At 63.4% G+C, this 24,429-nt stretch carries 24 protein-coding genes; 11 read left to right on the top strand and 13 right to left on the bottom strand.

The window, feature by feature from the left end; genetic code table 11:
* Window positions 1-83: 83 nt before the first annotated feature.
* Genes EPN51_RS20085 through EPN51_RS20060 form a run of 6 tightly spaced genes read right to left on the bottom strand, consistent with a single transcriptional unit; the run spans window position 84 to window position 5,501 of the window.
* Complete coding sequence (locus EPN51_RS20085) at window positions 84-1,274, bottom strand: acyl-CoA dehydrogenase family protein (protein WP_293045956.1); 1,191 nt, start codon at window positions 1,272-1,274, stop codon at window positions 84-86.
* A gap of 6 nt (window positions 1,275-1,280) precedes the next feature.
* Entirely contained in the window at window positions 1,281-2,069 is a 789-nt protein-coding gene (locus EPN51_RS20080; protein WP_293045954.1) for an enoyl-CoA hydratase-related protein, read from the bottom strand.
* Complete coding sequence (locus EPN51_RS20075; protein WP_293045951.1) at window positions 2,062-2,910, bottom strand: enoyl-CoA hydratase-related protein; 849 nt, start codon at window positions 2,908-2,910, stop codon at window positions 2,062-2,064. The genes EPN51_RS20080 and EPN51_RS20075 overlap by 8 nt, the downstream gene beginning before the upstream one ends.
* Entirely contained in the window at window positions 2,903-3,796 is an 894-nt protein-coding gene (locus EPN51_RS20070) for an SDR family oxidoreductase (protein WP_293045948.1), read from the bottom strand. The genes EPN51_RS20075 and EPN51_RS20070 overlap by 8 nt, the downstream gene beginning before the upstream one ends.
* A gap of 20 nt (window positions 3,797-3,816) precedes the next feature.
* Window positions 3,817-4,698 (bottom strand): amidohydrolase family protein, encoded by an 882-nt coding sequence (locus EPN51_RS20065; RefSeq protein WP_293045946.1) that lies wholly within the window; start codon window positions 4,696-4,698, stop codon window positions 3,817-3,819.
* 11 nt (window positions 4,699-4,709) lie between these two features.
* Window positions 4,710-5,501 (bottom strand): enoyl-CoA hydratase-related protein, encoded by a 792-nt coding sequence (locus tag EPN51_RS20060; protein ID WP_293045944.1) that lies wholly within the window; start codon window positions 5,499-5,501, stop codon window positions 4,710-4,712.
* A 375-nt stretch (window positions 5,502-5,876) separates the two neighbouring features.
* Between EPN51_RS20060 and EPN51_RS20055 the strand changes: the two genes are divergently transcribed.
* Genes EPN51_RS20055 through EPN51_RS20035 form a run of 5 tightly spaced genes read left to right on the top strand, consistent with a single transcriptional unit; the run spans window position 5,877 to window position 11,290 of the window.
* Entirely contained in the window at window positions 5,877-7,100 is a 1,224-nt protein-coding gene (locus tag EPN51_RS20055) for an acyl-CoA dehydrogenase family protein (RefSeq protein ID WP_293045942.1), read from the top strand.
* Entirely contained in the window at window positions 7,097-8,314 is a 1,218-nt protein-coding gene (locus tag EPN51_RS20050) for a CaiB/BaiF CoA-transferase family protein (RefSeq protein WP_293045939.1), read from the top strand. Before EPN51_RS20055 ends, EPN51_RS20050 begins: the two co-directional genes overlap by 4 nt.
* A 34-nt stretch (window positions 8,315-8,348) precedes the next feature.
* Window positions 8,349-9,380: a hypothetical protein gene (locus EPN51_RS20045; protein WP_293045936.1), complete on the top strand. Its 1,032-nt coding sequence runs from the start codon at window positions 8,349-8,351 to the stop codon at window positions 9,378-9,380.
* A 9-nt stretch (window positions 9,381-9,389) separates the two neighbouring features.
* Complete coding sequence (locus EPN51_RS20040; RefSeq protein ID WP_293045933.1) at window positions 9,390-10,853, top strand: class I adenylate-forming enzyme family protein; 1,464 nt, start codon at window positions 9,390-9,392, stop codon at window positions 10,851-10,853.
* A gap of 38 nt (window positions 10,854-10,891) precedes the next feature.
* Window positions 10,892-11,290 carry a thioesterase family protein gene (locus EPN51_RS20035; RefSeq protein WP_293046357.1) on the top strand — a complete coding sequence of 133 codons (399 nt, stop codon included), beginning with the start codon at window positions 10,892-10,894 and terminating at the stop codon, window positions 11,288-11,290.
* A gap of 7 nt (window positions 11,291-11,297) precedes the next feature.
* Here EPN51_RS20035 and EPN51_RS20030 read toward each other — a convergent pair whose 3' ends face one another.
* Window positions 11,298-12,470: a thiolase family protein gene (locus EPN51_RS20030; protein ID WP_293045930.1), complete on the bottom strand. Its 1,173-nt coding sequence runs from the start codon at window positions 12,468-12,470 to the stop codon at window positions 11,298-11,300.
* A 146-nt stretch (window positions 12,471-12,616) separates the two neighbouring features.
* On the opposite strand from EPN51_RS20030, the gene EPN51_RS20025 reads away from it, so the two are divergent.
* The 6 genes from EPN51_RS20025 to EPN51_RS20000 all read left to right on the top strand — a co-directional run bounded on the left by EPN51_RS20025 (window position 12,617) and on the right by EPN51_RS20000 (window position 18,508).
* Complete coding sequence (locus tag EPN51_RS20025) at window positions 12,617-13,783, top strand: acyl-CoA dehydrogenase family protein (protein WP_293045927.1); 1,167 nt, start codon at window positions 12,617-12,619, stop codon at window positions 13,781-13,783.
* On the top strand, window positions 13,780-14,871 hold the full coding sequence (locus EPN51_RS20020) for an acyl-CoA dehydrogenase family protein (RefSeq protein WP_293045924.1): 1,092 nt from the start codon (window positions 13,780-13,782) through the stop codon (window positions 14,869-14,871). Before EPN51_RS20025 ends, EPN51_RS20020 begins: the two co-directional genes overlap by 4 nt.
* A gap of 66 nt (window positions 14,872-14,937) precedes the next feature.
* On the top strand, window positions 14,938-16,086 hold the full coding sequence (locus EPN51_RS20015) for an acyl-CoA dehydrogenase family protein (protein WP_293045921.1): 1,149 nt from the start codon (window positions 14,938-14,940) through the stop codon (window positions 16,084-16,086).
* The gene (locus EPN51_RS20010) at window positions 16,083-17,354 is read left to right on the top strand and encodes an acetyl-CoA C-acetyltransferase (RefSeq protein ID WP_293046355.1); all 1,272 of its coding nucleotides are present in this window, start codon (window positions 16,083-16,085) and stop codon (window positions 17,352-17,354) included. Before EPN51_RS20015 ends, EPN51_RS20010 begins: the two co-directional genes overlap by 4 nt.
* Window positions 17,355-17,542: 188 nt before the next feature.
* Entirely contained in the window at window positions 17,543-17,794 is a 252-nt protein-coding gene (locus tag EPN51_RS20005; protein ID WP_293045918.1) for a hypothetical protein, read from the top strand.
* 15 nt (window positions 17,795-17,809) lie between these two features.
* Window positions 17,810-18,508 (top strand): hypothetical protein, encoded by a 699-nt coding sequence (locus EPN51_RS20000; protein ID WP_293045915.1) that lies wholly within the window; start codon window positions 17,810-17,812, stop codon window positions 18,506-18,508.
* Window positions 18,509-18,660: 152 nt separating this feature from the next.
* Here EPN51_RS20000 and EPN51_RS19995 read toward each other — a convergent pair whose 3' ends face one another.
* From EPN51_RS19995 to EPN51_RS19970, 6 genes are all read right to left on the bottom strand, one after another.
* Window positions 18,661-19,425, bottom strand: coding sequence for a GntR family transcriptional regulator (locus EPN51_RS19995; RefSeq protein ID WP_293045912.1), 765 nt, complete (start codon window positions 19,423-19,425; stop codon window positions 18,661-18,663).
* Between the two features lie 110 nt (window positions 19,426-19,535).
* Window positions 19,536-20,639, bottom strand: coding sequence for a Rieske 2Fe-2S domain-containing protein (locus EPN51_RS19990; protein ID WP_293045910.1), 1,104 nt, complete (start codon window positions 20,637-20,639; stop codon window positions 19,536-19,538).
* The gene (locus EPN51_RS19985) at window positions 20,639-21,376 is read right to left on the bottom strand and encodes an FCD domain-containing protein (protein WP_293045908.1); all 738 of its coding nucleotides are present in this window, start codon (window positions 21,374-21,376) and stop codon (window positions 20,639-20,641) included. The genes EPN51_RS19990 and EPN51_RS19985 overlap by 1 nt, the downstream gene beginning before the upstream one ends.
* A gap of 160 nt (window positions 21,377-21,536) precedes the next feature.
* Window positions 21,537-22,493 carry a VOC family protein gene (locus EPN51_RS19980; protein WP_293045906.1) on the bottom strand — a complete coding sequence of 319 codons (957 nt, stop codon included), beginning with the start codon at window positions 22,491-22,493 and terminating at the stop codon, window positions 21,537-21,539.
* 5 nt (window positions 22,494-22,498) lie between these two features.
* The gene (locus EPN51_RS19975; RefSeq protein ID WP_293045904.1) at window positions 22,499-23,134 is read right to left on the bottom strand and encodes a cysteine hydrolase family protein; all 636 of its coding nucleotides are present in this window, start codon (window positions 23,132-23,134) and stop codon (window positions 22,499-22,501) included.
* A gap of 141 nt (window positions 23,135-23,275) precedes the next feature.
* Window positions 23,276-24,394, bottom strand: a complete 1,119-nt coding sequence (locus tag EPN51_RS19970; protein WP_293046352.1) for a cytochrome P450 — start codon at window positions 24,392-24,394, stop codon at window positions 23,276-23,278.
* Between the last annotated feature and the right edge of the window lie 35 nt (window positions 24,395-24,429).

Here is a 24,429-nt window from a genome sequence, read left to right as displayed (position 1 = left end):
CAATTGTCGTCAATGATCCTGACGCTCGGCGATCAACGCGCCGCGCCCCTGGCGATAAACAGTAACATATTTGAACTGATTATCTATGTCCGGGGCAACCCGAGGACACGCTCGGCGATGATGTTGCGCTGGATTTCCGCGGTACCGCCATAAATCGTCTCCGCCCGTGACAGCAGGAAGAGCTTGCGCGCCTCCGCGGCGGCCCCGGCAGCGGCGTCATACACCGCTTGCGCACCAAAGATGTCCATAGCCAGCTCGCCCATCCGCTGATGATGCGCCGAGGCGAACAGCTTGCCGCTGGTTGCCACGGCGGCGGTGGCCCGTCCGGGTTGAGCAGCATTGTCGTCCAACAGATCTAAGATCACCCTCAGGTTCAACGACCGCATCACGCTGACTCCGATATAGGCGTCGACCAGCCGCTGGCGGATCCACGGGTCATCGACGGCGCCACAACTTTTGGCCGCATCGACCAGATCGGCGACCTCGCGCTGCATGGCCAGTTGCATCGGCATCAGAGCGCTGCCGCGCTCCATGCCCAGTGTCGCCATGACCACCTGCCACCCGTTGCCGACGCCGCCGACGATCATGTCAGATCCGGTGCGGGCACCGTTGAAGAAGCATTCGCTGAATTCGGTTGACCGCGCGATGTTCTCGATCGGGCGAACATTCACGCCGGGTTGATCGGCATCCACCAACAACAGGCTCAGGCCCTTGTGCCGCAATGAGATATCGGGGTCGGTCCGGCACAAGACATAAAGCCAATCGGCATGATGGCCGAATGTGGTCCACACCTTCTGCCCCTCAATGCGCCACATGGCACCGTCAACGACCGCCCTGGTGCGGACCGCCGCCAAGTCCGAACCCGCATCCGGCTCGCTGAATCCCTGGCCCCACATCTCCTCGACGGCAAGTATTTTGGGCAGAAAGCGCTGCTTTTGCTCTGCAGTACCGAAAGCCAGCAGGGTAGGCCCGAGAAGCTCAAATGCCTGAGTGTTCACGCGCGCCGGGGCTGCGGCGCGGGCGTATTCGTACTCGAAGATGATCTCTTCGGCCAAACCCACTCCACGGCCACCATATTCAACCGGCCAACTCAATCCGAGCCAATTGCCCGACGATAATTCCCGTTCCCAGGCCACACGCACATCCCACGCGGTGTCATCGGTCGGGCTGCCGACGCCGCGGTGCGCGGCAAACTCACCAACGAGGTGCTCGGCTAACCAGGTGCGCACCTCCTCACGGAATTCCGCGTACCGAGGGGCTATATCGAAATCCATGGCGGCCTAGATATTGAGTGGGGAGTATGGCGGGAAGGACGGTGACCGCTTCTCGGCCAAGCTGTTGACCCCTTCGACGAAGTCGGGTTGCGCTTTGGCAAGCGTCAACAGGTACTGGGCTCGAACACGAGCGGCTTCCATCGTCGATTCACAATCGCGCCAGATCTGAGACTTGATCATGGCCAAGGCGACCGGCGATACGGTCGCGGCGAGCTGGTGGGCGAACGCCACAGCGTCGCTCACAACCTGGCCTGGCTGCGCGATCCGTTGCACCACACCGAGTTCAGCGGCCTCCTCAGCGAGGAACACACGTCCTGAGGCGAGCAGGTCGAAGGCGTGTGCCGGCCCGACCAAGCGGACCAGCATCCAGGCGGTGGCGTCTTCCGCCGGCAACCCGCGTTTGGCGAAGGCGGTGCTGAATTTTGCGCCGGCGGCTGCGAACCGGTAGTCAAAGTTGAGCGCCTGCGCGAGGCCGATACCCGCACACGCTCCGTTGATGGCACCGATGATCGGCTTGGGAATGGTAGTCGCATACGTCTGCGGACGGCGGTTGGCCGCGTAGCGTGCGCCGCTCGAGACCTCGGACAGCACGGTCGGATCGAGGCCGGGCACGAAAGAATCGCCCGCACCGGTCACCACGATCACCCGTACCGCCTCGTCGGTGACGGCACGGTCCAGTGCGCTGTAGAACTCGGCCTCCATCTGTGCCGTCCACATATTGCGCCGGTCGGGGCGACTCAGCGTAACGATGACCACGCCTCGGTCGTCGACATCGTAGAGCACGGTGTCAGTCATTGGAGCTTCCCCAACCTCCGACAAATTCGGGCAGCGCCGCATGTTTGGACCCGGTGAACTGGGGCGGCCGCTTGTCGAGGAAAGACTGTGCCCCTTCGGCACAGTCACTTTGGCGCCCCATCCAGCGGAAGACTTCCCATTCGCGGTAGAAGGCGAGCTCACGGTCATCTTCGCCGAGCATCTCGTAGAGCAACTGTTTGGTTGCGCCGACCGCGGCCGGTGCGGTATTGGCGGCGATGTCGCGGGCTATCTCGTTCGCGCGGGCCAAAACCCGATCAGCGGGCAGGGCCTCTGTCGCGATACCGAGCTCGCGTGCTTCGGCACCGCTGAACAACCGTCCGGTCAACAACAGCTCCATCGCGGTTGCGACCCCCACCAATTTGGGCAGCAGCCACAACGAGTTCTGCTCTGGTATTAGACCGCGCCGGGTGAAAACGAACCCATACTTGGCGTCCGCGTTGACGATCCGGATGTCCCACTGCAGCGGGAAGGTCAGCCCGATGCCGACCGCCGATCCATTGAGCGCTCCGATAATCGGGGTGCGCAACCGCCACGGCCGCGGCCGCGCGCCCATGGTGGCCCGGGCGCGTCGATGCTGGGTGTCGTCGAAGGCGAAGGTGGAGCCGCCGGGCTCCATATCGGCTCCCGCAGAGAACAATCGGCCGGCACCGGTCACGATGATGACACGGGTGTTTTCGTCGCGGTCGAGCGCGTCCAGCTGCGCGTGCAACTCGTCTTGCATCGCGGAGGTGAACGCGTTCCCGCGGTCGGGACGATCCAGCCACACCGTACCGATGCGGTCGGCCCGCTCAACGCGGATTCCGTTGGCCGAGTCAGGCACGCGGTTTGCCTGAGCCATCGGAATTGGGCCGCGCCTCGGCGAGCAGACCCGGAATCACTTCACCCAGCTCGGCCGGGTCCCAGCGCGCATCGCGGCTGATCCCGGGCCCGGCTACCCACCCTTCGGCGACCGAGATACCACCGCCTTTGACGTTGAAAACGCGACCGGTGACATCGGCGGCCTGCCGGGAGGCCAGCCACACGACAAGCGGGGCGATGTTGGCCGGCGAACCCGCATCGAATCCGGTTCGCCCCTTGATCTCTGCCATGGCAGCGACGTACGCGTCGAGGCCCTGCGTCATCTGTGTCAACGCGCTGGGCGCGATGGCATTGACGGTGATGCCGAGCCGTGCCAACTCGTCGGACAGGATGACGGTGAACGAGGCGATCGCCGCCTTGGCCGCGCCGTAGTTGGATTGCCCCACATTGCCATAAAGACCAGACGGTGACGACGTGTTGACAATGCGGGGGTTGTCGACCGGCGTACCCGCTTTGTGTTGTTCGCGCCAGTACGCTACCGCGTGCTTGGTGGGGGCGAATGTGCCGCGCAGATGAACCTTGATCACCGCATCCCACATGTCGATGTCCATGTTGACGAACATCTTGTCCCGCAGAATGCCGGCGTTGTTCACCAGAACGTGCAAATCGCCGAACGAATCCAGCGCCGTGCGGATCAGCCGGCCGGCACCGTCCCAGTCGGAGACGTCGTCGTTGTTGGCCACAGCGTCACCCCCCAAGGCCTTGATCTCGTCGACGACGTCGCCGACCGGGCCCAGGTCGTTGACGACGACTTTCGCGCCCTGGCGCGCGAATTCGAGCGCGTGCTCGCGCCCGATCCCTCCGCCGGAGCCGGTGACCACGACGACGCGTCCGTCGTGCAAACCCATGATGATTCCTTTCCTTGATGTCAGTGGGGTGGACCGAACACCGCGCGTGCGTTCGCCCCCAGATACCCGGCTCGCGAGTCACCCGTCAGCTGCAGCGCCCTGCCTTCGGTGATCGTGCGCTCGAACGGGAGGATCGGATAATCGGAAGCCCACATCAGCTTTCGTGGATTACGTCGCTCAGCGAACCGTACGATTTCCTCGGGGATGTACTTCGGCGCCCACCCCGCGGTCATGGCATAGACGTTGGGATGTTTGAGCAGCATCGCGACCGTCTCCGAGATCCACGGGTCACCCAGGTGGCTCATCACGATCTTCAGATCGGAAAACGCCAGCGCCACTTCATCGATAAGGATGGTGCGCTGCAGCTTTGCCGGCTTCATCGGCCCGGGAACCCCGACATTGATCGACACCACCACGTCCTCATCGCAGGCCGCGGTGTAGAGCGGATATGCCAGTTTGTCGTCGATCGCGATCCCGGTGAACATCGGAATGATGCGCACACACTTGATTCCGTACTCCCGCGAGGCAATTCGCACATGGCGCGCCGCTTCGTAGCCAAGCCTGGGATCCACCCCGACGCTGGTCACGAATCTCCCGGGATGATCGGCCTGGATCCCGGCCAGACGCTCGCACGTCTCGCGAAGCACCTTCTCCCCCGTCTTCGTACCGTGCACGAAGGGTGGAGTGATGTCGCGCGGTGCCTTGGACAAGACCCCACCGGCGATACCGAGCCTGTCCATCTCGGCGATCACATCGGTCATCGTTTCACCGCCCTCATAGGCGCTGTTGCCGCGCTTGAAGCGAGCGACCACGGAAGGGTCGGGGGTGACCTCGCCCGGCAGATAGGGCAGGTTGATCCAGGCGTCGAAGACATCGACGGAGTCGACGCGGTCGGTGCTCATCTATGTCGTCCTCATCGGCCGATGTAATGGGGCTGACGCTTTTCCTTCATGGCCGCCAGCGCCTCAGCTGCGTCTTCGGTGGCCGCGACCACCGCGAAATGCGACGAGATCAGATCCAGCGCGGTGCGCAAGTCGACCTCGGCGGACTGGTAGGTGGCACGCTTGATCATCCGCACCGTAACCGGCGGTTGGTCGGCGATGGAACGGGCGAACCGTTCCGTCTCCGCTGCAAGGTCCTCGGGAGCCGCCAACCGGTTGACCAGACCGATCCGTAGCGCTTCTTCGGCGTGGATGAACTCGCCGGTGAGCAACAGCTCGAGTGCCTTTGAGGTGCCGACGATCCGTGGCAGATAGTAGGCACCGCCGTCGCCTGGCGTGAGGCCAACTTTGACGTAACCCTCGGACACCCGGGCCGCTGTCGACATGATCCGTAGATCACACATCAGCGCCATGTCGAGTCCGGCACCTACGGCGACGCCGTTGATGGATGCGATCACCGGTTTGTCGAGGTCGGACAGCGCGAGCGCGACCTGGTGAATTTCGTCGTGCAATTGGCTCTTACGCTGCAGCGGGGTCAGGTCAGGGTTGGCGTTGGAGATCGACGACAGGTCGACTCCCGAGCAAAACGCCTTGTCCCCCGCGCCTGTCAACACGATTACCCGCAGCGCATCGTCGTTCTTGGCATTGCGGAGCAAGCGCGTCCACTCGCGGATCATCTCGAACGTGAAGGCGTTGCGGGCCTGGGGACGGTTGAGCCGGATGACACCGATTCCGTCATTGACCGACCACTGCAGGTCTTCCATGTGCGTATGTTTCCCTCCGGCCAGGACGCGCCGCGGCGGTCCCGCAAGCCGTCACTGGGAGGGACCTCTAATCCGCTAATTCATTGCACTATACGATACGAGTGGGGCGGACGGCTAGCAGGTCCGTCGGACGTCGATGACCCTGCGCGTGGTGTGCAACCACTCGGGCGAGTCATCGCCGTCGGTGTTCCGGTGTTCTCGGTCGACTTCCCCGCCGACTGAGGTGTACTCCTCTGCCCTGAAGGCTGGATCGGCTTTGAACATCACGATCTGGAGTTATTCGAACCAAATCAGGATCGGCGCCTTGACCCCGGCGGACGGCGTCAGCACCATCCGCGTTCGTTTAATCAGATAAACCATTGTACTATAAGTGCCATGCCTGCACCTGGGGACAGCTTCGCGTCATTACCGTTGTCCCGCGCCGACGTCGAGTTCCGCGACGAGGTGCGCACATGGCTTGACGAGCATCTGACCGGCGACTTCGTCGGTACCGCCGATCGGGGCGGACCCGACGACGACGACAATTGGGCGTTGCGGCGAGCCTGGGAACGCGAGCTGGGCAGAGGTAACTGGCTAGGTCTGTCATGGCCTGCGACGTACGGCGGACGCGGCGCGTCAATGACCCAAGAAATCATCTTCGCAATGGAATGCGCTCAGGCTCAGACGCCGCCGCGCGCCGCCTTCCACGGTGAGACCTTGATGGCCCCGACCGCGCTGGCCCACGGTACCGGGGAGCAGAAGACGCGACTGTTACTTCCGATGGCCCGCTCGGAGGTGGTGTGGTGTCAGGGATACTCCGAGCCAGGCGCGGGATCTGATCTGGCCGGCATCTCCACACGCGCCGAACGCGATGTCGACGACTGGGTCATCACCGGTCAGAAAATCTGGACGACATTCGCCCAACACGCAGATTGGATTTTCGCCATCGTGCGCACCGAGCCCGGGTCGGTGCGTCATGCCGGGCTGTCCTATATGCTCATTCCACTCGACCAGCCGGGTGTGCAGATCGTTCCGATCCGAACGATGTTGGGTGACAGCGGGTTCAACGAGGTCTTCTTCGACGGCGCCCGCACCTCAATAGACAACGTCCTGGGCAGCGAGGGCGACGGGTGGAGCGCAGCGATGACCACACTGGGCCATGAGCGGGCCACGTCAGTGCTCAACTATCAGTTCTCGTTCCGACGAGAGATGAGCCAAGTCCTGGAGTTGGCCCGGCATCGACATGCTAGCGCTGATCCGATACTGCGACACAAACTCGTCGACTCCTACATCGGTCTGCAGATTATGGCGTACAACAACTTACGGTCGCTATCGGCGGCATTGCGGGACGGCAAGTTTGGTCCCGAGGCGTCTATCGGAAAGTACTACTGGTCGAGATGGCACCAACAGTTCAGCGAAGTCGCCATGGATATTTTGGGCTCCGATGCGCTCCTCGGTACCGAATGGGGATCGGGGCCCGACTCGGCTTCGACGAGTGTGCGACGCGCCTTCATCCGCGCGCGGGCCGAGACAATCTACGCCGGCACCAGCGAAATCCAGAAGAACATCATCAGCGAGCGGGTGCTCGGGCTCCCCCGTGAACCCAAGGCAGTGTCGTGAGTGGTCCGCTTGTCGGCACACGAGTGCTTGACCTAAGTCGAATCCTCGCTGCCCCGTTAGCTTCTCAATTGTTAGCGGACCTGGGTGCAGAAGTCATCAAGGTCGAGCGGCCCGGTGTCGGCGATGACGCCCGCCAATATGGCCCGCCCTTTTTCGGCGAGCCCGACGATAACCAGTCAGGTTTTTATCTCAGCGCCAATCGCAACAAGCGCTCCATCACCATCGACCATTCGCGGCCCGAGGGGGCGACGTTGATCGCCGAGTTGGCGGAACACTCCGATGTGCTCATCGAGAATTACCGGTGTGGCGTGCTCGCAAAATACGGGCTCGACTACCCGGGACTTTGCGAGCGCAACCCGCGCCTGGTGTACTGCTCGGTGACCGGATTCGGACAGGACGGTCCGTACGCGCAGCGCGCCGGTTACGACGGTGTCTTTCAGGCGATGAGCGGAATGATGAGCGTGTCAGGCGTTCCCGACGGTGAGCCCGGAGCCGGACCGATGAAAGTCGGCGTTTCCATGGTCGACGTGCTGACCGGACTTTACGCTTCGTCAGCAATACTCGCGGCTCTTCACTACCGCGATGCCATCAGTGGCACAGGCCAATTCATTGATCTGGCACTTTTGGACTGCGGTGTGGCTGCACTGTCACACTATGCGCAGAACTATCTCGTTTCGGGGGTCGCGGCTCCGCGACGAGGCAACGGCGGCTTCGGCGGCATCCCCTCACAGGCTTTTCAATGCGCCGACGCCGAAATCTTCGTCGTGGCCTCCACCGCTCGGCAATGGACCGGTCTCGCGACGGCGGTCGGACGCCCGGAACTGGCAACGGATCCCCGATTCGCCACTGTCTCGTCACGGATTGCCAATCGCGACCTGGTGCTGTCAACCCTCAACGAAATCTTCGCTGAACGCAAGGCGGCGCACTGGATCTCGTGCCTGGAAGACCAGGACGTCCCGGTGAGCCCGGTCAACACGATGGACGGGGTGTTCGCCAACCCCCAGATCCAGCACCGTCAGGTGCGCAGGACGATCGAGGACTCTAACGGTAATAGCCTGGACCTGCTGGCCAATCCGATTCGCTTTTCGGCCACTCCGCTGGACTCCTATGCCGCACCGCCCCGCCTCGGCCAGCACACCCACGAAGTGCTGACGTCGGTCCTGGGCAAATCCGACGCCGATATCGACAAGCTGCGTGCCTGCCACGCGATCTAGAAGATTTGTCCGCCATCAGTAGGAAGGTCACCATATGAACACCCCCACCCTGGCCGGCCCGGTTCGGTCGGGCACCTTCAATCACGCCGCGTTGGCCTCCGGTCGAGACTTCGACCCCAACGACTTCGTCACCAACGAATCGATCCTGGGCCTGCAACGGGAGGCCGGATACATCTGGGGAACCCTCCGCGACGAGGACGGCACCCTGTACAGCACCATGCGACGGATCGCGGCAACGCCTCCGGACGCCCGCGAGGACGGTCGGCAGTCTCTGGGCGGCAAGCACATTCTGCTCAACACCGGGACCGGACGCGAGGGCATGCAGCTGCGCAAGGAGGCCCGCTATGCGGTGGACAGTGCCGCCGTTCAGGCCGAGTTGACCGACGAAGGCACCGCCACGCTGTCCTCGGCACCCGACGCCGAGGGGCAGCCGATGCGCTTGGTACTCAACAAGGAGAACTTCAGGTACACCGAAGAGGGCGTCATCGACATGTCGGGTGCCCTGGCGGCCTCACCACTGCAGTGGTACCTGCCCGGGCGCGATGCCTCGCTGCTCTACATCAGCCAGACGTGGTTGGTCGACGGGCTGGTGGTCGGAAAGCCGGCCCGCGGATTCCTGTTCTGGGAGGAAGCGTGGATGTATCCGGGTGGGCGGCTTTACATGGATAAAGATCCGCTTCACGATGCCGAATACCTCACGTGGTACTCATGGGCGAACCACTGGGACGACGGCAGCTGCGAGATCGGCCATTTTCTGTTCGGGCAGCGAGATTTTCATGTCGGCGTCACCGCACACAGCGACGGCTCGGTCACATCGGCCTCCTCGATGGACATCAACATCGCCCGCGCCGCCGATGGGTATTGGCATGACGGCATCACCTACACGATCGACGGCGTTGACTGGGTATGTGAGCCGGATCCTGAAGGGCACATGCGCGGCCTGGGTTACATGCCGAACCCGCAGCAGGAAGGGCGCATTCACCGCGCTGATGACACCCGCATGCCAGATGTGTGGATGGCGTGGGGCGAAACGGTCCCGGCCGCGGGCAATTCGCGGCGTCGGTAGCTCGGGTCGATGAGCAGCCGCTACGAGGGCGGCTACGCCGGTTACCTGACCAGGGCCTCCGCGCGGTGGCCGACGCGGGTCGGCCTGCAATTTGAGGGCCAGACCTGGACGTACGGTGCGCTGCACGCCGCGGTGGAAGCCGCCGCCGACCGTCTGGCGGCGGCCGGCGTCGCCGAGGGCACCCGGGTCGCGCTGCTGGTCGACAATTGCCCGGAGTATCTCATTGCGCAGTTTGCCCTCGCCCGGCTCGGTGCCGTGTTCGTCACGCCGAACCCCTACTGGACCCCGGTCGAAATCGAGCAGGCTTTGGCTGCGGCCGCAGCCACCGCGGCGGTGTACGTATCGCGATTTACCGATGTTGCCGCACGCCTGCACATCGCCGTCCCAACGGACTCGCTGCTCGACGCGGCGCCGAAACGCCCGCCCTCAACCGCGCCGTCGCCCGGCATGCCCCTCTACATCCCGTTCTCTTCCGGCACGACCGGGCTGCCCAAAGGCGTGGTCCATACCGTCGAAAGTCTCTGCGGCGGTGTGGAACAGCTGCGGCACCATCTCCGACTTTCCGACGACGACCGATTGCAGATCACACTTCCGCTGTGTCACATTTTTGGGGCCACGATGAGTGCGGCAGCGCTGAGCGTCGGCGCCGAGATGACCCTGTTTCGTCGGTTCAACCTTGACGAATCGCTGCGCCACATTACAGACGCACGGGTGACAATCTGGCCGATCGCGGGAGCGGTCGCCCACCGACTGGCCCACCGAGACGACCTTCGCGCCGAAGACTTTTCGTCCCTGCGGTTTTTCATGTGGGGTGGCAGCGCAGTTCCTGTTGACCTCGCGCAGAAGATCACCAACCGCACCGGGGTGGGGTTCTTGTGCTCCTACGGGATGACCGAGGCGATGATGGTGGCGTTCAATCCGGTCAACGAGCCCGAGCGCTGGCGCCTCGACTCGCCTGGCTATCCCACCGAAGGGACGCAGCTGCGGATCACCGCCGCAGGCGAACTCGAGGTACGGGGCCCCAGCGTAGCGGCCGGCTACGTAGGTACAGACTCAAACGCTTTCTTGCCGGATGGATGGTTTGCCACCGGCGATCTCGTTGAAATCGCCACCGATGGCCGCGTGCGAATCGTCGACCGCCTCAAAGACATCTTCAAAGTATCGGGGTTCCAGGTGTCTCCGACAGAAGTCGAGCAAGTTTTGCTTGCTCACCCCGACGTCGACGAGGTCGCCGTGGTCGCACAGCCGGACCAGCGCACCGGCGAGGCCACGGTCGCGCTGGTAGTCTCCCGGGCGCCCGGACTGACCGCCGAAGCGCTGCATCATTGGGCCAGCACACGGCTGGCGTCCTACAAACGGCCACGAGAATACCAATTTGTCGACGAACTGCCCCGGACCGCGGGCGGGAAGCTGCAGCGAGACCGCCTCTCCAGCCAGGCCCGTGAAACCCCAACCACCCAGGCGCACAAATGATTAATCATAATGTTGGACAAACGGAGGACAAGTTGCCTGTGCCCGGAAACATTCGCATCGAACCACGATGGACCGACCTCGATCCGGTCGGGCACGTGAACAACAGTGTCTTTCTGGTTTATGCCGAAGAAGCGCGCAACCGCTTTCTCAAGGCCGTGTTACCGGATGCTTGGGATTGGATAGTCGTCGTCCGCAACGCGGTTGACTATCACCATCCGGTGTTCGAGTCAGACGTGCTCGAGGTTTCCTCGACGGTTGCCGCTGTCGGCAACAGCAGCCTGACAACCACGAGCGTCATCTCCACGATTCACGGACAGCGCTGCGCAACCGTTCAGACCGTCCAAGTGGTCATGCGCACCGACCGCACCCGTACCCGTCCGTGGTCGACAGACGAGCGAGCATCACTGGAAGCTCGCACCGACCCGGCCGTGTCGTAACGCGGCGTCAGTCGATCAATTCGTAAATCGTCGCGTTGGCGGTGCCACCGCCTTCGCACATCGTCTGCAACCCGTATCGGCCACCGGTGCGTCGCAATTGGTAGATCAACGTGGTTGCCAGGCGTGCGCCCGAGCATCCCAGCGGATGGCCGAGCGCGATCGCGCCGCCCACCGGGTTCAATCTTTCGCGGGCCACACCGGTGGCCGCCTGCCACGCCAGCGGCACCGACGCGAAAGCCTCGTTGACCTCGAAATAACTGATGTCGTCGATCGACAGGCCCGAACGCTTGAGAGCAAGCTGGGTCGCCGGTATCGGTCCGGTGAGCATTTTGACCGGATCGTCACCGGTACACACCGCGGTGTGGATACGGGCAATCGGGGTCATACCCAGAGCCTTGGCGCGCTCGGAAGTGGTGATGAGCACCGCGGCGGCGCCGTCGGAAATCTGAGACGCGTTACCCGCGGTGATCTTGCCGTTCTCAATGAACGGCGCTTTCAGGGCGGCCAGTTTCTCGACCGTCGAACCGCGGCGCACGCCCTCGTCGGTGGTGACGGTTGCGGCCTCCGTACTCACCGGCACGATCTCCTCGGCGAACAACCCGTCGTCCTGCGCAGCACCCGCCCGTTCGTGGGATTCGATCGAGTATTCATCGAGCTGGGTGCGGGAAAGGCCGTACTGCTCGGCGATCAGTTCAGCACCGGCACCTTGATTGAACCGCCCGTTGAACCCCGGCGCCGTCAGCGCCGCCGCGTATCGCTCGACAGCGGGGCCGCCCATCTCACCGGTACCCGGCACCGACGCCGCGCCCATCGGTACCCCGGACATCATCTCGACTCCACCGGCAATGACGACATCTGCCTGCCCCGAGATGACCGCGGCCGCCGCTGTCGAAATGGCCTGCTGTGAAGACCCACACTGCCTGTCGACGGTGAAGCCGGGCACAGATTCCGGCCACCCGGCGGCCAGCACCGCCATGCGACCGATGTTGCCCGATTGCTGCCCGATGCTGATGACGTTGCCCCAATGGACATCGTCGACCAACGCCGGATCCAAGCCGCCGCGGGCCGCCAACTCGTTGAGCACGATGGCGGACAGTTCGACGGCGTGCACATTCGCCAGTCCGCCGTTGCGCTTGCCGATCGGTGATCGCACCGCCGCGGTGATAACCGCATCACGCATCTCCACTGCCTCCTGTTCGCTGGAATCCAAGCAGTTTAATTTATAACCTACATCTGGTAGTCATTGGGGCCGGGCCGGGCAGCATAAGCTATCGTCTGAATGAGTAAACGGTTTACGACCGCGCGTGCGCGCAGGAGGGGTAGCCAATGGCGACCGCACTAGTTCCGCCATATCGGCCACTGCCTGCGTCTACCGAACGTCTGCGCGCTGAGGTCCGTCAGTTTCTTGTCAAGGACCGCGCGCAGTTTGGCTGGCCACCACGGGTGGACTCCTGGATCTCCTCCTGGGACCCGGAGTTCAGTCGTCGCCTGGCCGGGCGCGGTTGGCTGGGCATGACACTTCCTCGTGAATACGGAGGAGGCGGGTTCAGCCACGTCGAGCGGTTCGTCGTCATCGAAGAGCTGCTCGCCGCCGGTGCCCCGATCGCGGCGCACTGGGTCGCTGACCGCCAGGCCGGCCCGTCACTACTCAAGTACGGCAACGAGACTCAGAGGCAGCGTTACCTGCCCGCCATCGCCAAGGGCGAATGCTTCTTCGCGATCGGGATGAGCGAGCCCGAGTCCGGCTCCGATCTCGCCAGCGTCCGCACCCGAGGCGTGCGCGTCGACGGCGGATGGGAATTGACCGGCACGAAGGTCTGGACGTCCGGCGCGCACCACGCGCACGCGTTCGTGGTGCTGGCCCGGACCGCCGAGCTGGATCCCGCCAAGCGACACGAGGGGCTCAGCCAGTTCGTGGTGCCGCTGGATTCGCCGAACATCGAAATCCGGCCGATCAAGCTGCTCACCGGTGCGCACCACTTCAACGAGGTAGTACTGACCAAGACCTTCGTGCCCGATGACATGGTGCTCGGCAATATCGGCGATGGGTGGGAGCAGGTCACCTCCGAGCTGGGATTCGAACGCAGTGGCCCGGAGCGAATCCTGTCCACCCAACCGCTGCTCGACGAACTGGCGCGTGACTTGCGCACCCGCGACGGCGCGGAATTTACTTGCGCCGCGGGCGAACTCGGCGACCTCATCTCGCGACTGGCCGCGCTGCGACAACTATCGGCGTCTGTCGCGGGGGCACTCAGCCGCGGCGAGTCTGTCGGTGTCGCGGCCGCAGCCGTCAAAGACCTCGGCACCCGTTACGAGGCGAGCGTGATCGATGTGGCCGCCGAGTCCAGCTCGGTTCAGCCGGCGGTCGATGCCGACGACGAGCTGTCTCGCCTACTCGCCGAGGGCATACTGCATGCGCCGGGGTTCACGCTGCGGGGTGGGACCAACGAAATCCTCAGCGGCGTCGTCGCCCGCGGATTGGGGTTGCGATGACAGCAGCGACCGACGACTCCACCGACCTGCGTGCCCTGCGTGAGCTCGCCGACGACATATTCGCGTCCAGCACTGAACCGATGCTGGACGTCCAGCAGGTGGGCGTGCCCTTCGATCCCGACCTATGGAAAACGCTGGCCGACTCCGGTCTGACATTGCTGAGCACCCCCGAGTCCCATGGCGGAAGCGGGGCAGGGCTGCGCGAATTGGCCGTGGCCCTGGAGAGCGGCGGTTACCACGCCGCGCCTGTGCCGCTGGCCGAGACCGATCTGCTTGCATCGTGGCTGCTCGGTATCGCCGACCTGCCGGTGGCCTCCGGGGCGATGACCGCGGCGATTTCCAGCGAGCGGCTAAACGACGGACAACTGGTATCGCCGGTGGATGGTGTGCCCTGGGCGGAGCACGCCGAGTTGATCGTCATCGTCGGCGACGACTTCGTGGCGGCCGTGCCGCGCGACCAAGCGACCGTGCGCTCCCACGCCGATATCGCCGGCCAGCCTGTCGGGCAACTATCGCTCGATCGACCGTTGGCGGCCGACCAATATCGGGCAATCGAACGCGCCCCGACCGGGGAATTCCGCCTGCGAGGCGCTCTGGCGCGCGCGCTACAAACCTGCGGCGCACTGACCCGGGCTTTGGATTTGGCATGTGACCACGCCCGGCAACGCGAGCAGTTCGGCCGCCCGATCGCCAAATTCCAGGCGGTGCAGACGCTGATCGCCAGCTCCGCCGGCGCTGTGTCGGTAGCCAAGACCGCGGCGCAGTTCGCCACGGATGTGGTTGCGACCCATGGGTTCGGCTCGCTGCACGGGCGGTTCGCCGTGGCGGTCGCCAAGATCGAATCGGCCCGCGCCGCAACCCTTGTCGCCCGCAACACGCACCAAGTGCATGGCGCGATCGGGTTTACCCTCGACCATCGGTTGCGCCATTTCACTACCCGCGCACTGGCCTGGCGGTCCGAATTCGGCTCCGCGCGGCAATGGCAACACACTCTGGGGCAAATGGCTCTGGACTCCCAATCCGACGTGTGGGAATTCGTCACCGAGCTCAGCTCGACGTTTGTGCGGAACGACGACAAACAGTTATAGTATTGAACTGTTTGATTGTCGGACGGCACGGCCACCGACACCGAACCTCTGATCCGGAGGAATATCGTGCGCCGAGACATTTTTGAGCCAGAACATGACGAGTTCCGCGCGACCGCGCGGAAGTACTTCGAGACCGTCTGCGCGCCGCGCGCCGACGAGTGGGAGCAGCGGGGCTACGCCGATCGCGACGCATGGCTGGAAGCCGGCAAACTCGGGCTCCTCGGCTGGGAGATGCCCGAGGAATACGGCGGGCTCGGCATCAAAGACTTCCGCTACAACGCGATCGTCAACGAGGAATTCTGGCTGAGCGGGGCGGTCGGGATCGGCTTAGGCGTCCAGAACGACATCCTGGCCGGGTATTTCTCCGAGCTGACCACCGACGAGCAGAAGAAGCGCTGGTTACCCGGATACGTGTCGGGTGAATTGATCACCGCCATCGCAATGTCCGAACCGGGCGCCGGTTCGGACTTGGCCAACGTCAAGACGTCCGCGCGCCGCGACGGCAACGACTTCATCATCAACGGAACCAAGACGTTCATCTCCAACGGACTGCTTGCCGACCTCGTGGTCGTGGTGTGTCGCACCAATCCCGACGCCGACAAACCCCACAAGGGGCTGAGCCTGATCGTGGTGGAGTCCGGCATGAAGGGATTCGACCGGGGACGTAAACTCGACAAGATCGGCCAGAAGTCCGCGGACACAGCGGAACTCATCTTCGATGAGGTCCGGGTTCCGGCGGAGAACCTGATCGGCGAAGAGGGCCGCGGGTTCTACCACCTGATGCGCAACCTACCGGCGGAGCGGCTCGGCATCGCCATCCACGCCGTGGCATCCGCACGCAGGGCTGTGGACTTGTCCCTTCAGTACGCCCGTGACCGCAAAGCATTCGGTCAGCCGATCGGCACCTTCCAAGTCAACCGACACGCGATCGCCCAGATGCGAACGGAATTGGACGTGATGCAGGCCTACGTCGACAAGTGCATCATGGCCGTCAACAGTGGCGAGCTGACCGCCGACGAGGCCGCCGGCGCCAAATGGTGGTCCACCGAAACGCAGTGGCGGATCATCGACCGCTGCCTGCAACTGCACGGCGGCTACGGCTACATGAACGAATACGAGATCGCCCGCATCTGGCGTGACTCACGCGTGCAGCGAATCTATGGCGGCACCAACGAAATCATGCTGGACATCGTCGGCAGGGGGATGGGCTTCTGAGCCGACCAAGCGACGCGGTTATCGTCGCGACCGCGCGCACGCCGATCGGCCGCGCCTTCAAGGGTTCATTGACCGGCGTCCGCGCCGACGACCTGTGCGCCGCAGCCATTCGTGCTGCGATGCAACAGATTCCGCAGCTGCAGCCCGCGGCCGTCAACGACCTCATCGTGGGGTGCGGAGCGCCCGGCGGTGAGCAGGGTTTCAACATCGCGCGCGTTATCGCCGTCCTGCTCGGCTGGGATAGCGTGCCCGCCACGACCGTCACCCGCTATTGCGCGTCGAGCCTGCAGGCAATCCGGATGGCGATGCACGCCATCCGCGCCGGCGAAGGGCACACGTTCGTCGTCGCCGGAGTCGAGACCGTCAGCCGGTCCCGACGCGGCACCAGCGACAGCCCGCCCGTCGACGACTCCCGCGATCCCCGGGACCGGTCGGCCAATCCCTGGGTGAATCCCCGATTCAAGGACGCGCAATCGCGCACGGGCCAGCGCGTCGGCGCGGGGACACCGACGTGGAGCGATCCGCGAGACGATGGCGCGCTACCCGATGTGTACATCGCAATGGGTCAGACCGCAGAGAACGTGGCCCAGCTCGAGGGCGTCAGCCGTGCCGACCAGGACGACTATGCGGCACGGGCCCAGCAGCGAGCCGAGCACGCGATCCAGTCCGGCTTCTGGGCGCGCGAGATCACGCCCTATGTGCTCGACGACGGCAGCGTGGTCGACAAAGACGACTGCCCACGGCCCGGCACCACCGTCGACGCGCTCGCCCGGCTGGCTCCGGTGTTTCGGCCCGACGGCAGCGTCACCGCCGGAAACGCTTGCCCGCTCAACGACGGCGCGGCCGCCGTCGTCGTCATGAGCGCCGACCGCGCACAGCAACTCGACATCCAGCCCCTGGCGCGCATCCTCGCCACCGGGGTCACCGCACTGTCGCCGGAAGTGATGGGACTTGGCCCCGTCGAGTCGACGCGCCAGGCCTTGGCGAATGCCGGCATGTCGCTGGCCGACGTCGATCAGTTCGAGATCAACGAGGCTTTCGCCGCCCAAGTGGTGGCGAGTCAACGCCGACTCGGCATCGACGCTGACAAACTGAACGTCAACGGTGGCGCGATCGCCGTCGGCCATCCCTTCGGCATGACGGGTGCGAGGATCGCCACCACGCTGATCAGCTCCCTGCGTTTTCACGACGCCCAGGTCGGCGTCGAAACCATGTGCGTCGGCGGCGGCCAAGGGATGGCGATGGTGCTCGAGCGGCTCGCCGACTGATACAACGTCACGACCAGCGAGACCTTTACACCGTACAGTCGGGCGGGTACAGTCCCGATTCAAGGAGGTGCGACGGTGAAAGCGCGAATGGCTGGTGTGGCGTTTTTCTTTCTGATCACCGGGATTTGGCTCATCACCATCCTCACCGTTCAAGCGTTTCAGGCAATCCAGTACCGGTAGGAGTCCCCGTGCTGCACGACGCCCGAATCTTGTTGGGAATGGCCGTCGCCGACTTGCTCATCGTGGCGGGATGGTGGTTTCTGGGCAGCCGTCTCGTTCCGGCCGAAAAGGCCCCGGACACTGCAAACGGTGAGGCCGAGAAGGGCGTCGCAACCTTGCACCGGATCCTGACTTATGTCTGCTTTCTTCTCTTAGTGGGCTTGATCGTTGAGTGCGTTGCGATGTTTCCCATCATCTTGATCAGGTTCGGTTGGTCTTGAGGGAGGTCTGCGTCGATGACCATTGAACACCACTACCCCGCTACGGATCTCGGCGATGACCAAGCCTCGCCAGACCGAGATTCCAGGTGGACCGAGCCCGCTGACGGCTGGCTTGCGGCGGGCATTCTGCTGACGGGCACGATGCTCCTTGGCCCCTTTGGGGCGATCCCGCTGTTCATCGGGCTTTATAAGTTGCGGCGTTCGGTCAAGGCCGGCACCAACGTTCGGCCTTGGGCGGCAACCGTTATCGGCACGTTCTGCATGATCGACGGGATGATCAATTTCATGCCGTGGTCGATGGATACCTTCGCCCACAACTCAACACTGGGTAAGACGTTCATCACCGGCTACGGCAAATTCTTCGACGGCGCCTTCTTCTACCACTACAACCAGGGGGCCTTGGGTGGCGTGGAGAATCACGGCGAGAAGATGTGGCAGCTGCTCGCGGTGTTCATCGTGATGCCGATGCGAACGGTCAGCGCCTGGGCCTTCCTCCAAATGAGGACCTGGGGCCTGCACTTCATGAAAATCTCTGGATGGTTGTATCTGATGCTCTGGGTTGGCTACACCACCGCGATGAGCCTTGATTTCCCTGTGCGGATGGCCAATTCGCAATTCGGCATGGGTTGGTGGCTGTTCAACCTGTTCTACCTGTCTCCGATATTCGTCCTGCCCTACCTGTATACCGTGGACAAACGACGCTGGTGCCGCTGATTACGGTCGTCGAGGGCGACCCGCGCTATGGAAGGGATGGAACGCTCGAATCACGCTCGCGCCCAAGGCTATCGAGGGAGGTTCTGCAAGTCACCGCCCGCTAGCCCGAATCGGCAGGTTTCTAGCGCGACGGAGTACGATGACTGAGCTTGTTACCCCAGCAGATCGAGCACCGAGTTGGCGACACCCGAACGTCTCAGCTGGGCGCTGGTGGCCAGGATATGCTTGCGCCACAGCGCTTCTGCCCCCACCGCATCCTTATTCGCGATCAGTTCAATAACTTTCTCGTGGGTCCGTGTGGCCGCTTTGGCGGCGGGATTCTTATCGGCTCCACCGAACGCGGGGTTGGTAACGTATCGCTCGGTAGCGACCTCGATGATGTGGCGCAACACATCACTGAGCACGGTAAGCGTTTGATTGCCTGCCATCTCGATGAGCACACGGTGGAAGTCGTTTTGCCGTTCGAGCAGGTCTGCCGGCGCCTTACCCAGAGCACGTTCGCCGGCAACCGCCTCCCGCAATCGATTCAAGTCATCGGCTGTTCGATTACGCGCAAGCATCGCCACGCACGGGCCTTCGATCGCTGCGGCCGCCCCGAACACATCGGCCAAAGTCGCCTGCTGGTATTCGAGCAGCAGGCCGGCGTAGTGGGCGGCAGTCTCTACCCGCGGGACACTGACTTCGATCCCGCCGCGAGCGCCCCGCTTAACGAGGACGAGCGATTCCGACTCAAGCACCCGGATCGCCTCACGCAATGTCGGTCGTGAGACGCCGAACTGCTGGATCAGCTCCGTTTCACTCGGCAAAGTCTCACCCTCGGTCAATTCACCGCGGATGATGCGGCGGCGCAACTGCCTTGCGATGACATGCGCGGCCCGATCGGGTGGCTCCCCGCTATCGTGTGCATTCTCAGACACCGCTCTACAGTAGCTACCCAGGTCGAGGTTCCCGTGCAGGCACGGCGAATGCTTGTGGCGACGTGCGACAGCGTCAACGTTTCCGCCAGCTACCCCCGTCGCCGATAGCGCTATACGGACACGGTGGAAGTGCTGCGGGCTTCGTTCTCGGGGGCATCGGCATCAGCCTCCGTTCCCGCGGTTTGCAGTTCCGGGGTGCTGGCACTGCCCAGTTCCCCTTCGGGATAGAACTGCATCGCCCATCGGCGGATCATGCGGAAGCCCTTCCCCTCTGCAGTCGCCAGTGCGGGCGGGTCGGTGTAGCGCTGGTGCTCCCAAATGTTGATGTCAGCGAGGACCTGATTGTTGGCCATGCGCTGGCGGCGCTCGAGGGAGGACGGTTGGTGGGGACTGCTATCTCCGGGAAGTCGATCGAGCCACACCGACGAGCGAATGTCAGCTGTCTCCTCATCGACCGGGGTGACTGTGACGATCGTACGCATATTGTCAGGACCCCAGAACTTTGCGAACCCAATCCCAATGCCTACGTTGATGGCTTGCACTCCGCCCTGTACAGCACCATTTGGGGTGAGCACGGTCTTGTCTTTCGTGCCGCCAAAGAGCATCTCGAAATCGGCGTACGCGATTGCTCCGTCGTACTCATGACGTTTGAACTCAGGCGTGAACGCCGCGCGGTGCACGAATTGGAAATGCGCAAAGTCCACTGCGTTCTCCATCACGTACTGCGGATGCAGTTCAAGGCGCTCACGGATCAGGCAGCCCTCGGGATAGGCGAGGTAGTAGTCCTCGGCCCTACGGCCGTCGTGATACGCCTCGAAGACACTGGGCACGTCGAAGTAGGGTTCACGCCCGTGCAGGTCGTGCCAGATGTAGACGCTCTCATTGCGTTCGACTACCGGCCACGTGGGGATGCGCCTGGCCTTGTTGGGGCGATCCTGGTAGGGAATGCAAACGTTGCGCCCCTCGCAATTCCATTCCCAGCCATGAAACGGACAGACGATGCGGTCCTCCTTGACGTGCCCGCCGTACCCGAGGTGTGCGCCCAGGTGCTCGCAGTAAGCGTTCATCACCGTAAGGACACCATCCGAAGACCGCCAGGCGACCAGCTCCTCGTTGAAATACTTCATCCGGTGCACCTGACCGGGCTCGATCTCGGCCGACCAGGCGACCTGGAACCAACCGGTGGGCTTCATTGACAGGGCGGGTTTCGCCATTATGATTCCTCTCGTTCGATAGCGGGGCCGAAGTCCTGCCGCTTGACCGCGGCGATGAATTCACGCAAGTGAAGCTGGGCGAGGGCTGCATCGCCGGCGATGATGGCGTCGACGATCTCGACGTGCCGGGCGTGCAGCCAACCGATTGCGCGCCTCGGGTCTTCGCTGGCGCCGTAGGTGTGCAGTGTCAGTTCGGACAAGACCCGGATGAACAGCTCCAGCGCGGCATTGCCCGACTGCCGGGCAATCTCGAGGTGAATGTTGGGCAACTGCTGCCAAACGCGCGGAGCATCGAGGGCCTCCTTATCCAGCAGATCCCGAAGCCGCGCCGCGCCAGCGTGATCGATGGAGGCCGCCAGCTTGCCGATCGCGAGCTGCTCAAGGGCCATCCATACTTCGAACAGCTCACCGCGGTCGACGCCGACGTGGCTGAGATAGCGCCGGGCGGCGTCGGTGACCAAGGACTGTTCTGGCTGCGTCACGAATAATCCGCCGCCGGGCCCCCGGCGGGCCTTTGCCACGCCGCGGGCCTCCAGGATTCGCGCGGCTTCTCGCACCGTGGCTGTTCCGACGCCGAATATTTCACACAGGCCGGACTCCGAACCGATCAGCCGGCCCGGCGGCCAGCCGTCCATGCGAATCCGCTGCTCGATGCGGTGCGCGAGCGCAGAACCCAGCGTCTGGCCTGCCGCTGAGCGCAGCGGAGCAACCCCGGCTTTACGTGCCGCAACACTCAACGTTGGTCCCCATATCAGGTAAATTATTAGCTGTTATCTAGAGTCTATCCAGGCATTCTCCTGTTAGCAAGCCGTATTTCTGGATAAAACATCGATGTATTTATCTGTAAGGCCGCAGCAGTTTTCTCCTGCCGCGGTGTTGCAGCTAAGTCCCTGCAGCTCAGCCCAGTTCGGCGGTGCGGGGCGCGAAGTGTGACAACGGTCGTTCGACGAACTCGATGACGACGCCTTCGGGAGCGGTCAGGAAGGCGACGTTGAGCCCATCGATGGGGGTTCCGGGCAAGGGACACCACAGCGGTCCACGCACCGTAATGGTGTCGGTCGTCGCTGCAATGGCACCTTGGGTGCTCTCTACACGTAACGCGCAGCGGTAAAGCCCCTGCTGATTCGGTTGCTTGAGAATCAACGACGTGCCGGGCGTGAGCCGCTGGGTCAGGCACACTTTCGCCGTAACGTGATCTTCAGGCAGCCCGATCGGGCATATCAGCACGTCGTCGCTGCCGTCGAGGTCGACCCCAATGTCACGCAGTCGAACTGTTCGGGTTGCGATTTCGTCGAGCTGGACGAATCCGATGCCCGTGTAAAAGGCCAGCGACGTGGCGAGATCAACGCAGCTGATGTGCAACCCGGCGAAACGCACCGGTCCTCTCGACGCGCTCGGCAGGTCCCCTATTTCGACGGTCACACCGTCAGGACCGATCACCAGCGTGGCGGGTGCGTCGGTGACGAAGCCGGTGGCGGTGGATCGAGCGACACGGAAACCGTTGTGGGACAGAGCTTCGACGACCCCGACGCGATCGGCGACGAGGAAACCCAAAGCGATCAGCCCGGCTGACGCCGCGCCCGGCGGTGCGCAAGGGGTGGTGGCGGGATCCAGCCATTCGATGAGTTCGATAGCACAGGAGCTGCGGGGGCCTCGACTGTCGTAGTAGAACCGGCCGTCCACGCGAACCTTGCCCGATAAACCGAGGATCTCACCGTCGGTCAGGGACTCCGGGTCGGTGCGCATCTGCAGCCGAAGCCCCAGGCAGTCGACGAAAAACCGTTGTGCGACTTCGGCGTCGGTCGTGTTGAGGTTGACGTGCAGGAAGCGGCGGGCCAAATCGGCAGTGCTCATCTGGATCAGCGCGGCGACGGCTCGGGCTGTCGGCCGTCGACATTCCACTGGGCGATGAGTTCATCGACGGCGGTCACCGGGCCCAGCAGCGCCATCGTGTGGGTAAGCACCTGTCTCGCGTAGCTGAGCGGAGTGCCACCGACCGCATCGCGTGGAACGACGACGCGCAATCCAGCTTGGGTCAGGTCTGCGGCGGTGTGCGGAAGGGCCAAATTCAACGAGACCCCGGCCAGCACCACGGTCCGCACTCCCAGACCCCGCAGCATCGGTATCACTTCAGAGTCCCGCGTCGGGAAGAGCCCATGGTGACGCGGCAATACGACATCAGTGGCGGTCAATAGTTCGGGAAGGACCTGTGTGGCCGGCGACCCGGGTTGCCACTCGGCGGTCGCCGGGGCCAACGTCCGCCAAATCCTGGCGGTACCTACGGGATGTGCCCCCAACGCTCCCGCGTACGTCGCGTGGACGACATGCGCACGCACAGCGCGGGCGGCACCGAGCAGCCGCCGCACGTTGCTGACAAGGGCCCCGCAGTCCTTGGCCAGTGCCGGTAGTACGGAATCGATTCCCAGCACGCCATTTTGGCACTCCACGCAGAGCACCGCGGTACTGGCGGGGACGTCGGAAACAAATACTGTCACTGGTCAGCGCCAGATGTCGCTGCGAACATCGAGCATCACGTATGGTTCGGATTCGCCGTCATAGCACCAGCGCCTCAAAGGCGCGCTGCGGAGGGGATTGAATAGCGTTTGGGCAACTGGTGTCCTCGTCATTAGGCCTGCCTACTTGTCCCAGCACAGCGGCAGACTGGCCAGCGAGAACGTATTGGCGGGGAAATCGATCCGCGGCGAGAAGCCCGGTCGAACTGTGAATTCCGGTATCCGGGAGAGCCACTCCTTGATGATGAGATTCAGCTCCATCCGCGCCAGGTGCGCCCCCAGACATCGGTGGGGGCCGCCGCCGAAGCCCCAGTGCCGGTGCACCTTGCCGTCCATGACGACATCGTCGGTCGATGTCGAGTCGCTGTTATCGCGATTGATGGCTGCGATCAGCAGCCGCACCGGCGTATCGGCCGGTAGCGTAATACCACCGACGATGACCTCTTCGGTGGTCATCCGCGGCAGTATCGGTGCGGGAGGCTCGAGCCGGACGACCTCTTCGATAAAGACTTTTATCTGGTCGGGATCAGCACACAGTGCCGATCGCAACTCTGGTTTGCGCGCGAGCTCCAGTAACGCGAAACCGATTGCTGCCGTGACGGTGTCCAGCCCGGCGAGCACGAACAAGAAGCTCAGTCCGATTGCTTCGCTGTCGTCGAGAGGCTCTTCGCCGGTAAGCACCTGCGACAAGATGTCCGAGCCTGGATTGGCGCGGCGTTCGTTGATCGTGTTGGTCAGGTAGCTGAACAATTCCAGCGCCGGGGTTAGATCGTGGCCTTCCAAATTGGTGCCGCTGTCGGCCAGTTCGATGACGGCGTCTTTCCATTTCACCAGTTGGTCGCGGTCGGACAGAGGGAGACCGTATAGCGTCAGGAAAACCTGCGACGGATAGGGAATGCCGATATCGGCCACGACGTCGCTCTGCCCTTGTGCTGCGATGGTGTCGATCATGCCGACAGCTTGTTGTTGGAGCGCGGGCAGCATCGCGCCCAGCGCGTGCGGGCTGAAGAACGGCTGCAAGATTTTGCGGAACCGAGTGTGCTCAGGCGGGTCGAACGAAATGGGTACGAGCGGAACGGGACTGCCCAGAGTGTCGAAAGCCTTCTTGGATGAATAGACTTCGGGACTCCGTAGGGCGTGCAGCACGTCGGCGCGATCCGTGAGGTAGTACCAGCCGTCCATCAGCACCACCGGCCCGAGTTCTCGCAGGCTATCCCAGCCGACCTTGCGATCGTCTGCCATCGGCAACGAGTTGAATTCGACCTCCGGCACACTCT

Source organism: Mycobacterium sp., assembly GCF_004298145.1.
GTDB lineage: Bacteria > Actinomycetota > Actinomycetes > Mycobacteriales > Mycobacteriaceae > Mycobacterium.
This window is presented reverse-complemented; position numbering and strand designations above follow the sequence as displayed.